Source organism: Actinoplanes sp. NPDC051346 (genome assembly GCF_040682215.1).
GTDB lineage: Bacteria > Actinomycetota > Actinomycetes > Mycobacteriales > Micromonosporaceae > Actinoplanes.
The window spans coordinates 194,791-209,068 of sequence record NZ_JBFBAJ010000009.1 but is presented as its reverse complement, the minus strand read 5'-3'; the positions used below and the strand labels follow the sequence as shown (position 1 = coordinate 209,068).

At 73.4% G+C, this 14,278-nt stretch carries 11 protein-coding genes; 4 read left to right on the top strand and 7 right to left on the bottom strand.

The annotated features are described in order from the left end of the window. Positions 1-20 precede the first annotated feature (20 nt). The 6 genes from AB0M36_RS23245 to AB0M36_RS23220 are packed head-to-tail and all read right to left on the bottom strand — an operon-like array spanning position 21 to position 9,276. Positions 21-2,291 (bottom strand): vWA domain-containing protein, encoded by a 2,271-nt coding sequence (locus AB0M36_RS23245; RefSeq protein ID WP_364160772.1) that lies wholly within the window; start codon positions 2,289-2,291, stop codon positions 21-23. Then, the gene (locus AB0M36_RS23240) at positions 2,288-4,549 is read right to left on the bottom strand and encodes an SAV_2336 N-terminal domain-related protein (RefSeq protein WP_364160770.1); all 2,262 of its coding nucleotides are present in this window, start codon (positions 4,547-4,549) and stop codon (positions 2,288-2,290) included. The genes AB0M36_RS23245 and AB0M36_RS23240 overlap by 4 nt, the downstream gene beginning before the upstream one ends. Next, complete coding sequence (locus AB0M36_RS23235; protein WP_364160768.1) at positions 4,542-5,603, bottom strand: MoxR family ATPase; 1,062 nt, start codon at positions 5,601-5,603, stop codon at positions 4,542-4,544. Before AB0M36_RS23235 ends, AB0M36_RS23240 begins: the two co-directional genes overlap by 8 nt. Beyond that, positions 5,593-7,026: a hypothetical protein gene (locus AB0M36_RS23230; RefSeq protein WP_364160766.1), complete on the bottom strand. Its 1,434-nt coding sequence runs from the start codon at positions 7,024-7,026 to the stop codon at positions 5,593-5,595. The genes AB0M36_RS23235 and AB0M36_RS23230 overlap by 11 nt, the downstream gene beginning before the upstream one ends. Further along, positions 7,019-8,137, bottom strand: coding sequence for a caspase family protein (locus tag AB0M36_RS23225; protein ID WP_364160764.1), 1,119 nt, complete (start codon positions 8,135-8,137; stop codon positions 7,019-7,021). Before AB0M36_RS23225 ends, AB0M36_RS23230 begins: the two co-directional genes overlap by 8 nt. Then, positions 8,134-9,276: a hypothetical protein gene (locus tag AB0M36_RS23220; RefSeq protein WP_364160762.1), complete on the bottom strand. Its 1,143-nt coding sequence runs from the start codon at positions 9,274-9,276 to the stop codon at positions 8,134-8,136. The genes AB0M36_RS23225 and AB0M36_RS23220 overlap by 4 nt, the downstream gene beginning before the upstream one ends. Before the next feature lie 761 nt (positions 9,277-10,037). Here AB0M36_RS23220 and AB0M36_RS23215 point away from each other — a divergent pair. Then, positions 10,038-11,123, top strand: a complete 1,086-nt coding sequence (locus AB0M36_RS23215) for a hypothetical protein (protein ID WP_364160760.1) — start codon at positions 10,038-10,040, stop codon at positions 11,121-11,123. Here AB0M36_RS23215 and AB0M36_RS23210 read toward each other — a convergent pair. Then, a complete protein-coding gene (locus tag AB0M36_RS23210) occupies positions 11,101-11,979 on the bottom strand; it encodes a DUF6410 domain-containing protein (protein ID WP_364160758.1) in 879 nt (292 codons plus the stop codon). The genes AB0M36_RS23215 and AB0M36_RS23210 overlap by 23 nt on opposite strands. Positions 11,980-12,190: 211 nt before the next feature. Between AB0M36_RS23210 and AB0M36_RS23205 the strand changes: the two genes are divergently transcribed. From AB0M36_RS23205 to AB0M36_RS23195, 3 genes are read left to right on the top strand one after another with little or no spacing between them, the layout of a single operon-like run. Continuing rightward, a complete protein-coding gene (locus AB0M36_RS23205; protein WP_364160756.1) occupies positions 12,191-12,571 on the top strand; it encodes a SchA/CurD-like domain-containing protein in 381 nt (126 codons plus the stop codon). Positions 12,572-12,574: 3 nt separating this feature from the next. Beyond that, a complete protein-coding gene (locus AB0M36_RS23200) occupies positions 12,575-13,018 on the top strand; it encodes a DUF1772 domain-containing protein (RefSeq protein WP_364160754.1) in 444 nt (147 codons plus the stop codon). Between the two features lie 27 nt (positions 13,019-13,045). Beyond that, positions 13,046-14,263, top strand: coding sequence for a cytochrome P450 (locus tag AB0M36_RS23195; protein ID WP_364160752.1), 1,218 nt, complete (start codon positions 13,046-13,048; stop codon positions 14,261-14,263). Positions 14,264-14,278: the final 15 nt, after the last annotated feature.

Genomic DNA, 14,278 nt, shown 5'->3' with positions numbered 1-14,278 from the left:
CACTCCTAAATCGGCGGTCGTCACCACACCAGCGAGTCGTCGTCGTCACTCGGGTTGTCGCGGGTCGTCGCGCTCGTCGTCGCGGCGCTCGCGGCGGGCCGTTGCCGCGGCGCTCGCCGCGCGGCGTCGCTGACGCCGATCTGGTGCACGCCGTCCGGCAGGTCGAAGCGCTGCGCCGCGGTCAGCGCGGTTTCGGCGCCGTCCGGCGAGCGGAGCACGTACGCCCCGCTGCTGCGGCGGGCCAGGGCGTAGGCCGGCTCGCCCGCGGCGGCCAGGTCGAGGCGGCGCAGGTCGCCACCGTCCTCGCGGACCGCGAAGCGGAATTCCCTGGCGCGGCGGTCGGGAGCGTTGAGCAGTTGGGCCTGCTGCCCGGCGCGGTAGAGCACGACGGCGAGCGGCCGGACGTTGCGTTCGGCGGCCCGCCGGCGGGCGACGGTCAGCAGCCACGCCAGCAGCGCCGCGCCGAACACCGCACCGGCCGCCACGGCGATCCAGAACCAGGTCCGTGGCGGGGGTGCGACGTCGTACGCCGCGGCGGCGTTGCCGTAGACCGTCGCGGCGTCCTTCGCGTCGACCACCTTGACGGTCACCTGGGCCGGTCCGCGGCGGGTGCCAGCGGCGAAGGTCAGTGTGAACTTCTGCTCCGAGGTGCCGGCGCCGGCCGGCACCGTCATGGTCGCCGGGCTGATGGTGGCCAGGGTGCCGTCGTCCAGGCCGTCCGGGATCAGGCGTACGTCGGCGGCCGCGCCGGACCTGTTGACGAAGCCGACGCTGCCCCGCACGGATTCGCCCGGCCCGACCCGGGAGCCGGAGGGCAGGCGCACCGCCGCGTACAACGGCGCGTCGGAGCGCTGCACGCGGGTGGTCGCCGCCCGCCGGTCGGTGACGATGCCGGCACCGGACACCTCGCCGCTGAACGACAACGTGCCGGTGGCCGAGGTCGGCACCGTGGTCCGGCCGGAGAACTGTCCGTCGCCGGCCGTCCGGTCGCCGTCCTTGCCGTCGTCGCGCACGGAGATGGACACTCCGGTGGCGATGCCGTCGCCGGTCATCTGCACGCCGACGGTCAGGCCGGCCAGCGACCGCGCGTCGACCGCGCCGGTCGCGGTGAAGATGGTCACCGAGGCGGTGACCGGCTGCCCGGGGACCGGCTGGGGTGGATCCACCACCACCGAGGCCTGCACCACGCCCTGCCACAGCACCCGCGCGCTCACCTGCTGGTCCGGCGTCTGCGGCGGCGAGGTGAGGGCGATCGTCCAGGTGCCCGGGACGGGATTGGCGATGCGCAGCACCTCGACGGTGCTGCGTTCGCCGCTCACCTCGAAGGTGCTGACGCCGGAGGCGCTGTTCTTGAGCACCGTCTTCCCGGCCGGATCGCGGTAGGCGACCTCGACCCGGGGGTCCCGCTTGAGGACGGTCAGCGAGCCGTAGGTCGCGATCGCCGGAATCTCGGCCTTGAGCTCGGTGGTCTCCCCGGACGGCAGCGGTGCCCGGGTCTCCGGGGTGAGGGCGGCGCATCTCGCCGCCGCGAAGGCGGCCTGCAACGCCGCGACGATGTCGGCCGGGTCGTCGACGACCGTCGCCTCCGGGCGGCGCGCGGCCGCGTTGCACAGCTGTTGGCCGCCGGCACGGGCGAACGCCTCGAGCTTGTCCCGGTTCGCCGAGGCGCCGAAGCCGAGCGGCCACACCTGGACCCGGCGCTCGCGCGCCTCGACGAGCAGGGCGTCGAGCTCCTTCTGGGCGGCCTGGTTGCGCAGGTCGGGGACCTTGCCGTAGCGGTCGCTGCCGGAGACGTCCAGCACGCCGTCGGTCAACAGGAACATGATCTTCGGTACGTCGTCATCGGCGTCGCCGAGCAGCTCCAGCCCCTGGCGTACGGCGCTGGGGAAGTCCGTGCCGTCGTCCTGCCCGGCCGCCCGGATCCGCAGCCGGTCGATGCACGTCGTGTACCGCTCGCGCGCCGGGCCGGTGTCCGCCCGGCCCATCGGACAGACCACGTCGACCGGTCCCTGGCCCTGCCCGTTGTCGCTGGCGAAACCGACGACGCCGAGCTGGGACGACGACGAGAACTCGCTGGAAGTGATGATCTTCGCGGCGTCCCGTTCGGCGGCGACCCCCTCGGGCCGCAGCGATCCGGACTCGTCGACGAGCACGACGACCTTGACGGGCGTCGGCTGCCCGTCGCCGGGCGCGGCGGACACGGGGGCGGCCCACGCCACCGGTGTCAGACCGAAGACGCCGGCGGTCATCACGGCGGCCAGCCGGCGGACAAGGATGCGGGTGGCGGTCACAACGTGCTCCTCAGAAACGCGTCGAAGTCATCCGGCAGATCCACCGCGTCGACCGGAACGTGCGGGTTCAGCCCGACCCGGCCGCGGCGACGCCGGCGGACCTCGCCCGACAGCGCCGACGCGGTATCGAGGAAAAGGTTGCGGGGGACCCGTTCCAGCAGCGTCGAGCCGCTCACCTGCCGCCAGAGCCGATCCTCGAAGGCGACCGGCACCTGTCCCAGCCCCGCGATCGTCAGCCGGAAGAACCGCACCGGCTCGTTCTCCCGGAGCAGCTCCTGGTATTCCCGCGAGTAGCTGTACGACGGCTGTTGCCCGTCGCCGAGCAGCGCCACCAGGTGCAGCGGTAGCAGCCCGGCGAGGGTGCGCAGCACGCCCACGCCCGCGGTGGTGTTGGGGCGTCGACTCAGGATGATGATCTGCGGGCCCCGGCCCTGCGCGCTGCCGCTGATCATGGCGACGACGGCGGTGCGCAGCCGGGGCAGCCGGGCGATCAGATCGGCGTTGTCGAGGTGGACCGCGGTCGCCGCCGCGTCCTGGCGCAGCTCGGCGAGCCGGGTGGTTCCCTGGTCGTCCGCGCGGCGCAGATCGGCGACGTCGAGCAGCCGCAGCCCGGCGGCGTCGAGGTCACGCTCGGTCAGGATGTCCACCGCCCGCGCCCGGCTCTGCGCGGCCAGATGGCACACGACGTCGCGCAGGATCAGCTTGTCCGCTCCCGTGCGGTGCCGGGGCCCATCGGAGCTGGCGGGCACCCGGCTGGCCGCCACATTGGCCGTGGGCAGCAGCATGGCGTCGGCCCGCTCCCGCCCGGCGGTCGCCGGTTCGTTGCCCGCGGTGGCGTCGCCGAGCACCTCGCCGAGGATCCGTCGCACCGTCGCGGCCTGCACCGGACCGGCCGCCGCGGCGAGGGCCTCCGCGTGGGCGGCGCACCGGAACCGGAACAGGTCGCCGGTCTCGGCGAAGGTGTGTTCCGGCGGCTCGAAGACGCCGCAGAGCAGCACCTCGGCCAGTTCGGCCATGCCCGTCCTCGGCAGGAGGCGGTTCTGCACCGCCCGCACGACCCCCATGGCCAGGAAGTCGGGGATGCAGGCGAGCGCGGTGAGCAGCTGGTAGGCGCCGGGGGCCATCCGTGAGGCGAAGAAGGCCGGCAGCTCACCGGAGGCGGGCAGGGACTCCGGGGCGTCGGCGGCCTCCGCGCCGCCCTCGTGCAGCAGTCGGGCCCTGGTCCACGCCGCGTCCCCGGCCAGCATGCCGACGCCCTTGCCGAAGCGCCGGGGCGACAGGTCGAGCACCGGGATCGGGCAGTCGTTGCGGTCCATGCTCGGCATGTCGCTGACCGCGCGATACCGCCAGCGGGAGTTGGCCTGCATCGGCGCGTCGACCTTCACCCGGCCCGGCGTGACCCGCATGCCGCCGGGCGGCCACAGCCAGTGCGGCAACACGCTGACGACCACCACGGGATTGCCGGTGCCCAGCTCGCGCAGCGTGCGGTGGTAGGTGCCGTCGCCCCAGCCCGGGTGCACGCCGTCGGTGACGACCAGGATCAGCCGCCGACCACCCGGATCGTGCAGGGTGGCGACGGCGTCGCTGCCGCGTCCCGGCAGCCCGGGCCGGGCCACCAGTCGCGCGCAGACCTGCGGGCGGCCGTCACCCGGGATCAGCCGCCAGGGCCGCAGCTGCCGGAACGCGCCCAGCTGGCCGAGGAGCGCGTAGAGGCCCCGCAGGTCCTCCCGCCAGATCGCCATGGAGGGAGCGCCGTCGACGACCAGCGCCGCGTCCGGCCAGCGTTCCTGGCGCGGCCGCAGGATCGGCTGCCACACCCCGCTGCGCGCCGCCTGCTCCGCGGTCGCCGCCTCGTCGACGGTGTGCCGGGTGCGCGACGGCCGGCGGATGCGCAGCGGGCGCAACGCCCGGCCGATCGCCAACGAGTCGGGCAGCGGGCGCACCGGCGGCAGCGCCAGCGGCTGGCCCGCCCGGTGCAGGGTGCTGTTGCCCGACCGGTCCTGGGGGAAGACCTCGTCGAACGTCGTGTCCTGCGCGGGTGCGCCCGACGCGGCCGGCAGCGCGGCGCGGCCCTCCGGCGTCCGCGCCGCCGGCGGCTCCCCGGGCGCCGTTCGGGACGCCAACCGCCCGGCGGGCAGATGGCGGGCGAGCCACAGCGCGTCGCAGATGTCGTCCGCGGAGGGCTCCCAGCCCAGATCGGCGCTGCTCAGCAGCTCGCCGACGGCCCGCACCACCGGCGTCAGCAGCGTGCTACTCATCGAGCTTCGCCATGAGCCGGTCGAGGATCTCCGCCTGGCGCCCGGTGTCGGTGCGTCCCGGCGCCGTGAGGATGTAGACGGCGTTGAGGAGCTGGTCGACGGCGACCGTCTGCTCCTGGCGTACGGCGGTGAGGAACCTCTCGACGGCCGCGCCCCGGACCTCGTCGTCGGTCGCGTCCGGGATCCGCCGGCGGATGATGTCGTTGAGCTGCTCCTCCTGCGGGACGCCGAGCTTGAGTCGCAGGCACCGGCGCAGGAACGCGGGCGGGAAGTTGCGTTCGCCGTTGCTGGTGAGCACCACGATGGGGAACTCGTAACAGCGCACGACGCCGTCGTGGACGGTGCGCCGGGGGATGCGCCGCCGGCCGCCGTCGTCGCGCCGGCCACGGTCGTCGGTGTAGACGTCGATCTCGGCCCGGACGTCGTCGTCGAGGCGGAACAGCTCGGGAATCTCGAACTGCCCCTCCTCGAAGACGTGCAGCAGGTCGTTGGGCAGGTCGATGTCGGCCTTGTCGATCTCGTCGATCAGCAGCACCCGCGGCCGCCGCCACGGCAGCAGGGCGGTGCCGACCGGCCCCAGCCGCAGATAGCGCCCGATGCGCCGGGCCTGCGCGAGATCCGCGCCGCGGTGCCGGCCGGCGTGGTTCTGGTCCTGGACCCAGCCGATCGCGTCGTAGTGGTAGAGCCCGTCGGTAAGGCGGGTGCTGCTGGTGATCGGCCACCGCAGCACGCGCCCGAGGCCGAGCTCGGCGGCCACCATCCGGGCGAGGGTGGTCTTGCCGGCGCCGGGCGGGCCGGTCACCAGCAGCGGGCGGCGCAGCAGGATCGCGGCGTTCATCATCCAGATCGCGCGCTCGTCGCGCATCGGGGCGAGCCCGCCCTCCTGCTCCTCGGGCGGCGGGTCGGGCAGGGCGTCGAGATCGTCGGTGGACAGATCCTCGTCGCGGGGATCGCCGGTCCCGCGGCCGAAGGCCCGCCACGACGGCGGCGGCGGTATGTCGGGGCCGTTGGCGATGCGGACCCCGGTGCCGGTGAAGATCGTCTCAGTGCTCATGCGGAACCTCCGCCTGCCGCCATCGCAGGGTGCGCCCGTCGGGAAACCAGTGGGGGTTGTGCCACATCAGCACGGCGTCCGGCGGGAGCAAGTCGTCGCGGCGGTCCCGTTGGAACAACTCGGGAGTGGCGAAGCTCGCCCGCACGCAGGACTCCGCCTCGTCGTCGATGGCGCCGCCGTGCCGCCGCCACGCCGCGATGGGAACGTTGACGCCGAGCAGCGCCTCGGAGATCCGTTTCGGCCGCCGGTGCGTGGCGACGACCAGCGCGCTGCACGTCGGTGCCGGGGCGAAAGCGGCGTCGTCGTAGACGGCCGGGACGAAGTCGGTCTCCTTGAGCACCGACTGCCAGTTCGCGAACCAGGTGGCGTGCACGGCGCTCGCGGCGCGGGGGCGGACCACCACGGCGAACTCGCCGCCCAGCTCGGCGATCACGTCGTCGAGCACCCCCGAGGCGAACGTCGTGTCGTCCGCCATCAGCTCGACGACGGTGCGGTCGTCGGCCGCCCGGGGCATCTGGGCGCGGACCTCCGCCGCCAGCGCGGCACCGCTGATCGTCCGGGTGCACCGGGGCTCCGAGAGCCGGCCGCGAGGATGGGGCGGTGGCTCGTTGCCGTGCCGGTCGTCCTTGTAGCTCCAGATGGTGACGGTGAGCAGCTGGTCCGCGACGGGATCCTCAGGATCGCAGTCGATGTCGCGCTCGACGCGGACGAGCACGTGCGTGCGCCGCAGCGCGTCGATGGTGTAGAGCTTCATCAACTGCTCCAGCTCGGAGAGCTCCGCCTCGTACGCCGGCAGGCCCGCCACCAGCCGCCCCAGGCATTCCCGCAGCGCCTCGGCCTCCTCGGCCCCGCTGAGGGAGGCGAGCCGGGCGATGAACTCCAGCACCATCTTGATGCCCAGTTCCTCGGAGCCGTGGCGCAGCAGGTAGTCGATGACGGCCGGGAACCGGTCCGGCGGCGGCTCCTGCGAGATCGGGTGCCCGCCGGAGAACCACTTGTCCAGGGTGGCGAAGAAGGCCTCGCGGATCAGCCAGAGGCTGTCCATGCCCGTCCCGCCGCCCGGCCGGGTCTGCGCCTCGCGGATCCGGCGCAGGATCACCGGCGTGCCACCGATCGTCGGCGCGGCGCCGCAGAGCATCTGGAGATATTCGATGAGATCCCGGGTCGCCGAGTTGTTCGGGAAGTAGTCCTCGCGCATCCCGATCAGGTCACGCAGCGGGTCCAGGCCGCGCCGGCCGGCGCCGAGTCGCAGCGTCAGCTCCTCCGGCGTGTTCGGTGCGTCGAATCGGAGGTCGCTGTAGAGCTCCGTCAGGTCCTGGGCGATCGCCCTGACCCGGTCCCGGTCCATGCCGGACACCCGGGAGAGCAGCTGACCCGCGTAGGCCCTCTGTTCGTAGCTGTGCCGGGGGGTCTCATCAGGCACAGTGCGCCTCCAACGTCAGGCGCAGACTCCGGGTCTGCGGGAAGTCCGGGAAGTAGTCCGCGCGCACGCGGATCAGCTCGAGCAGCGGACGGAGGCCGGCGGAGGCGCGGTGCAGGGCCCACACCAGGTCCTCCGGGCTCTCGGCGGTGCCGAGGCGCAGGCCGGGCTGAAGCATCTCCAGCTCCACGGCGACCCGACGGATCCGGTCGGGGTCGGTCATCCGGGGCACCCGGGCCAGCAGGTCGGCGATCTCCACCGGGTCGGGCGGGCCCGGGGTGAGGGCCGGCCCGACGGCGGGGGAGGCCTCGCTGCCCAGCGCGACCCGCGTGCGGTGACCGCCCGGCCCGGTGCTCGTCACGGTGACCGGTGGAAGGCCTGTCGCGCCGGCGATCCGGCGCAGGATCTCGTCGGTGCGCCACGGCCACGCGGGCTCGGCGGCCAGGGCCTCGCGCAGGGCCTGGCTGAAGGCGCCGGTCGACCGCGCCGGCAGGTTGGCCGTCGTCGCGCCCGACACCGACGCCAGCAGGGAGTGCTGCCGGTGGCCGCCGTCGCCGCCCGCCGGGGCGAATTTCCGGCCGATCGGTCCGGCCGGCAGCTGCAACCGGTCGTACGCCGTGCGGCACGCGTCGACGAAGTAGTACTGCTCGGCGAAGGGATACTCGGCGCCGGCCATCGTGGGCAGCAGCTCGCCGTCGAAGTCGAGCCCCTGCATGTTCGTGGCGGAGGCGCCCGGGTAGCACAACCACTGCCGGTTGTCGTATTCGAAGCCGTGCCCGGCCCAGTAGACGACGAGGACGTCGGCGCGGTGCCGCCGGAGCTCGTCGTTGAAGAACCGGTACAGCACGTCGCCGCCGCGGGTGTCGCGGCCGCGGATCCTGCCGTTGTCGAGGTTGACGATCCGGGGCGGCACGACGGCGGCGGCGAACCGGTCCTCGCCGCCCTCGGCCGGCGCGATGAGCAGGTCGACGCGGTCCGCCGGCAGGCCGGCCCGGACGAGGAACTCCGCCATCCGGACGGCGTCGCTCGCCGGACCGTCGAGGTCGCCGCCCACCCCGAAGTCGTACGTTTCGATGCCGACCAGGACGGCCCGCCCGCTCGCCAGCCCGGTCATCCGATCACCTCCTCGAGCAGCGCGTAGAAGGCGGGATTGCGGAAGTAGGCCGAATGCGCCAGCGGGAAGGGCAGTCCGCTGTCGAGGCGCCGGTCGTCGGCCTGGGGAAAGGCGGGCCGCGCCGGGAAGCCGAGGGCGTCGTGGCGGTCGTAGACGTTCACCCAGGTCGGCAGCGGGGGAGGCGGAGTTCCCCGGCGCAGGGCGGGCAGGGCGTCGATGCCGTACAGATAGGAGATCTGGCTGCCGACCGTCACCAGGCTCCGGACTCCTGGCAGCCGGCCGCGCACGAGCAGATCGAAGCAGGCGATACCGCCGAGGCTGTGCGCGATCACGTCCACCGGCTCCGGCCGCTCGGCGATGCCGGCGGCGATCGCGTCCCGGATCCGCTCGCCGCGGGCCAGATAGACCATGATGTCGCCCAGGTACGGGGTCACGCCCCGGGTCAGCGGCTCCCGGGCCGCCGCGAGCGCCCAGGACAACGGGCGCAGGCCGGCCTCGAGGTGGGGCCGGATGAGCCGTCCCGCCAGCCGGCGCATCCAGCCGGGCACCGCCATGGGCTGACCGCCGAGCGCGGTGACCAGCGCGGCCTCGGCCACGTCGAGCGTGCCCGGCGCCAGCACCGCCGGACCCGCCGTGCCGGCCCGGGCGACGGCGAGGACGACGAGGGCCCGCGCCAGCGCGGACGGCAGCTCCGCGCCGATCGCCTCGGCGCGGCTCAGGCACTCCCGCACGACCGTCGCCGCCAGCAATTCCTCGACCGCCGCGGCGAGGTGCGGTCCGAGGTCGGGGCCGGCGATCCCGGGTGCGGCGGCCAGCGCCAGCAGCCGCGCGCGCAGCGCCGGTCCGGCCGGTGGCAGGTGGACGGGACGCGGTCGGGCGGGTTCCTGCGCCGCCTTCTCGGCGAGGGTGGCCAGCTCCCACCACGGGTCGGCGAGGGAGGCGGCCCAGAGCTCGGCCCTCGGGTCCGGCGCCGGCGGGACGTCGTCGTCGAGCCGGGCGCCGTGCTCGCCGCCCCAGAAACAGAACGTCGCGGGGGTCCCGGGGAAGAGCTCACCCAGGCGCCCGGACAGATGTGGCCAGACGGCCCGGTACTCGTCGTCGCGTACCCCGATGCCGTGCACGAACACGATAGAAGGCATTTCCTCGCCTACCCGCCCCGAATTGTTCGTCTCGCCATACGCTCACTCCCGCGCGGAGCACACTTCTAGCAAAGCCGTCGGCGGTGCAAGTCAGTCGAAAGTGAATCTTGTATCTGCCGAGGGACGCCGGTAACTGGCGGATCGGTCGCCGTCAACGCGCCGACCTGCCTTGTGGGCTGCCCTTTTGTGGCCGTCCCGGCCTCGTTGACGGTCGTGAAAGCACGACGCACAAGCCGCCGTGACACTCACCCGCAAGGGGTAGCCCGACCGTCGGGTCCGGACGGTGGACGGCAGGTCGTCCGGCTGGTCAGGCCGGCTGCCGGTCGCTGGGATCGCGGTGACGTCATCGGGTTCGTCCTTTCGCGCGCGCGGGATCGTTTCGGCACGCGGTACTGACGGACAGGCGTGGCGCGATCATCGCCGGGCCCTCGGCGCGCGGATTCGGCCGAGCGGCCCGTCATATCGGCGTCGACCAGCGCCGACGCGATTTCCGACGGTGCCGGTCCGCGCTGTCGGCAACCGTGGGCATCGGCCATTCGGTCGGCGAACAGAATCCGTATGTCGCCGTTTCCGGCCGATGATCGTCCGTGCCGCCTTCGGCCCATTGTCCGCAATGACACGCCGAACCGGTGCAACCCGGCGCACCCCCTGGAGGATCCGCATTCCGGCGGCGCAAGATTCATCGAGTGACGTCGTATTCCTCACCCGGCGCGCGGGTGTCGTCGGCTTGCTCACGGGCCGCCGGCGGGAGTCCCGGCGCGATGACCGACGAGCGGGTGCGCCGGTTGCGGGAGCTCGCCCGCGAGGGACGCCTGGCGGCCGCCGCCGCCACCGCCCGCGCCGCGGAGCGGTCGGCCTTGACCGGCGCCGCGTACGAGGTCGTCTGGCCGATCGTGTTCTTCCGGCTGACGCGGCGCGCCGAGCAGTCTCGGGGCCACACCGCCTGCGCCGTGGGAGTGGACCGCCTCGCCGACGAGTGCCTGGACCGGTTCCACGACGACGTCGAGGCGGTCGTCGAGGATCTGCTCGCCCACGCCGACCGCCCGGTCCTGCAGCTCGAGGCGTGGGTCTCGGGCCGGCTGACGGCCGCCACCGTGGACGCCCACCGCCGGCTGCGGGGCCGTCGTGGTGCCCTGCAACGGCCCCGCCTGCCCGGCTGGATCGCCGCCGGGCTGGGGCACGACCCCTGGCTGGTGGTGCTGGCGACCGAGATCCTCGTCTGGGTCGGCGTCAGCGCCACGGCGGGGTCCGGCACGTGGCCGCTGGAGGCCTGGGCGCAGCAGCGCGGCGTACGCACCGGCGACTGGCCGGCCAGCGAGCCGCGCACGGTGGCGCGGGAGGTCGAGACCGTGCTGGCCGTCATGCGGCGCAGGCCGGACTGGTACGAGTCGTACGTCGAGCGTCCCCTCGGCGCCAAGCGGGCCCCGGTCGCGGCCGCGCCGGTGGGGGACGAGGCGGGTGGCTCCGCGCGGCCGCTGGTGCTGGCCGGGCCCCACGATCGGATCGACGCGGAACTGCTGCGCCTCGCCGCCGAGGCCGTCCGGGCGATCGACACCCGGGTGACGCGGGGGGGAGCGGGCGGAGGCCATCGTGGTCGACGTGATCCGGGCCGTCTTCGGCGGGGCCTTCACCGGCACTCTGGACCGTTCGCCCTACGACGTGGCCGATCCGCTCGGCGGGCTCTCCGGGGCGCTGGCGGACTCGCGTACGGTCGACCGCATCGTCACCACGGTCATGACCATCCTCAGGGAGAACCTCGCGCCCGCCCGGATCTGACGCGCCGAGGCCCGAGGTGGGTGGGGCGCCACCCACCTCGGGCTGAGGTCACACGCGTTCCGGCGTGCTGAGGCCGGGTCGCCGCCGGCTCGGCCGCGACGCGCGGGGCCGCACGACGGCCGCCACCGCGACGGCGACGCCGGCCACGATGATGGCGGAGTACAACGCGTCGGGCATCGCGCCGACGGCGGCGCCGGCGGCGAAGAAGACCAGAAGGGCGACCAGTGCCCAGGCGGTGCGTCCCGTCGCGATGCTGACCCTCGCCGCCGCGAGGAGCACCGCGACCCCGACGATGACCAGGGCCACCACGCCGTTGAGTCGTTCGGTCGTCTCCTTGGCGCCCTCGAGCGGGCTGCCCTTGACCACGAGGTTGGGCACGATCCAGTACCAGGAGAAGGCGAGGACGCCGAGGGTCGAGGCGGCCCGCGCGAGTGGGCGGTTGCGGGCGCGCGTCGGCGCGTTCTCGACGAGGTCGATGACGTTGTACTGGCTGTAGAGCCGCGGACGGGTGCGCAGCACCAGGGTGGCCAGCGCCGCCATCTCCAGGCCGCCGTAACCGATCAGGCCGGCGAGCAGCACCGAGCCGTCGGTGAACAGCCGGACGCCGACCGCCGGTCCCTCCGGGATCAGACCGAACGGGTACGCCATCAAAGGCAGGAGCAGGATCGCGCTGCCCGTCCACGGGCTCAGCACCCGTTCCCGACTGCCGTCGAGCCACGGCCGCAGCAGGGCCACGACGCCGACGAAGATCGCCGCGACCACCACCAGCCAGGCGAGTCCGGCCAGGACAGCGCCGACGCTGTCCAGTTTGACGATGACCGGCAGGAGCCCGGTGGTGCCGGCCAGGACGCGGAACGTCCGCCCGCCCGGTCCCGCGTCGCGACCGACGACGCGTGGTGGCTGCGCGGTGAACTTGGTTTCACGCACGGCTTCTACCCTTCCGGCGCCACCACGAGCAGCGCCTGAGCGAATCGCTGTCTTCTCGCCCGCAGGCTGCTCCGGCCGGCTGGAACATCCGTCGAGGCGGGCTCGACGGCGGATCGCGGCGGGGTGCTCGAGCGGATTTCCAGCCCTCGTCGACGCGCGCCTGTGAGCGTGCACGCAGATCCGCACACCTTCACCTTCGGGAGCGACTGGCATGCCTATTGCCGCGATCAGGTACGACATCAAGGCGGGCTTCGAGGACGAGATCGCCGAGATCTTCACGGACTACCGGCGTCCGGCCTCGTCGTCGGTGCGCGACGACGGCGGCGCCGAGGTGGCGCGCATCGTCGGCACCGCCGTGTTCCTCAAGGAGGACACGATGGTGCGCTTCATCGAGTTCGAGGGCGACATCGAGAGCGTGGCGTGGTTCATGGCCGAGCAGCCCGGCGTCCGCGAGTTCGAACGCAGGATCGTTCCCTATCTGGCCAGGCCGCGGGACACGGCCACGCCGGAGGGGTTCGTGCGCACGTTCACCGCCAGCGTCATGCGGTGCGTCAGCCACCTCGGTCAGACCCGCCTGAGCACGGCCGGCTGAGCCGTGCTGGCGCAAGCACTGCAGGTCGCCGTCCTGGTGGGCAACGGGATCGTGGCGGGCGTGCTCTTCGCCGTCGCGCTGAGCACCTTGCCCGCGCTGATCGCGATGCCGCCGGGACGCTACATCTACGCCCACAAGCTGCTGGGGCGCAACTGGGACCCGACGATGCCGATCCTCGTGATCAGCACGACGCTCGCCGACCTCGTGCTGGCCGTCGTGGCGCCGACGCCGCTCTACTCCACCGCCGCGGCCCTGCTCGTGGCGGTATCGGTGGTGTCGCACTTCGCCAACGTGCCGATCAACAAGCAACTGCGGACCCTCGATCCGGACCGGCTGCCGGCGGACTGGGCCGACCCCCGGCCGCTGTGGCGCAAGTGGCACCTGCTGCGGACCGCCTGCGCGGTCGGCGCGCTGGTGGCGAACGCCGCGGCGATCACCGCCGGCTGACATCCCCCACGCCAAAGGAGAAGCACCGTGACGGAAACCGCCGGGCGTACCGAGACGATCGACTTCGACCCCTTCGACCGGGCCCATCGCGCGGACCCGTACCCGTGGCTGCGGCGGCTGCGCGAGCGGGCGCCGGTGTATCGCAATCCGCTGGGCCACTGGCTGATCAGCCGGCACCGCGACGTGGTCGGCGTCTTCCGCGACAAGCGGTTCGGTCACGGGACGCACCTGTTGCAGCGGAACACGTTCCGGCGCCCGGTCGCCGGCCGCAGCCGGCCGTTCATCATGCTCGACCCGCCGGAGCACACCCGGCTGCGGTCGCTGGTCAACAAGGCGTTCACGCCGAGGATGATCGACGGCCTGGAGCCGCGCATCGCGCGGATCGTCTCCGACCTGCTCGACGAGGCCGAACAGCGCAACGACGTCGACCTCATGGACGCCTTCGCCTACTCCGTGCCGGTCATGGTGATCAGCGAGCTGCTCGGCGTGCCCCGGGCCGACATGGAGTCCGTGAAAGATCTCTCGCACATCGTGGCGCGCGGCGTGGACCCCGACTTCCATCACACGCCGGAGGAGATGAAGGTGCGGGCGAACGCCTTCGCCCGGTTCGACGACTACTTCCGGGGTCTGCTCGAGGAGCGTCGCCAGCGCCCGCAGGACGACCTGCTGAGCGGCCTGGCGGCGGTGCGGGAGTCCGGTTCGGCCCTGACCGAGGCGGAGCTGCTCACCACCTGCATCCTGCTCTATGTGGCCGGCCACGAGACCACGATGGACCTGATCGGCAACGGCGCCCTCGCCCTGATGCGCTTCCCGAGGGAGCGGGACCGGCTCGCCGCCCGTCCGGAGCTGGCGCGCGGCGCGGTCGAGGAGCTGCTGCGCTTCGATCCGCCGACTCAGCTGACCCGGCGCACCGCGCTGGAGGACGTGGAGCTGGACGGTCACCACATCAGGCAGGGCGATCAGGTCGTGCTGATGCGGGGTGCGGCCAACCGCGACCCGGAGGCCTTCGACCGTCCCGACGAGCTCGACCTCGGGCGTACGGACAACAAACACGTGTCGTTCGACGGCGGCATCCACTTCTGCCTCGGGGCGCCGCTGGCCCGGCTGGAGGGGCGCATCGCCTTCACCGAGTTGCTGCGGCGGGCACCGCGGATGCGGCTCACGGTCGCCGAGGACGACCTCGAATACCGTGACAACCTGGTGATCCGGGGCCTCGCCACCCTCCCGGTGCGGCTACGCCCCTGAGCCTGGCCGCGACGG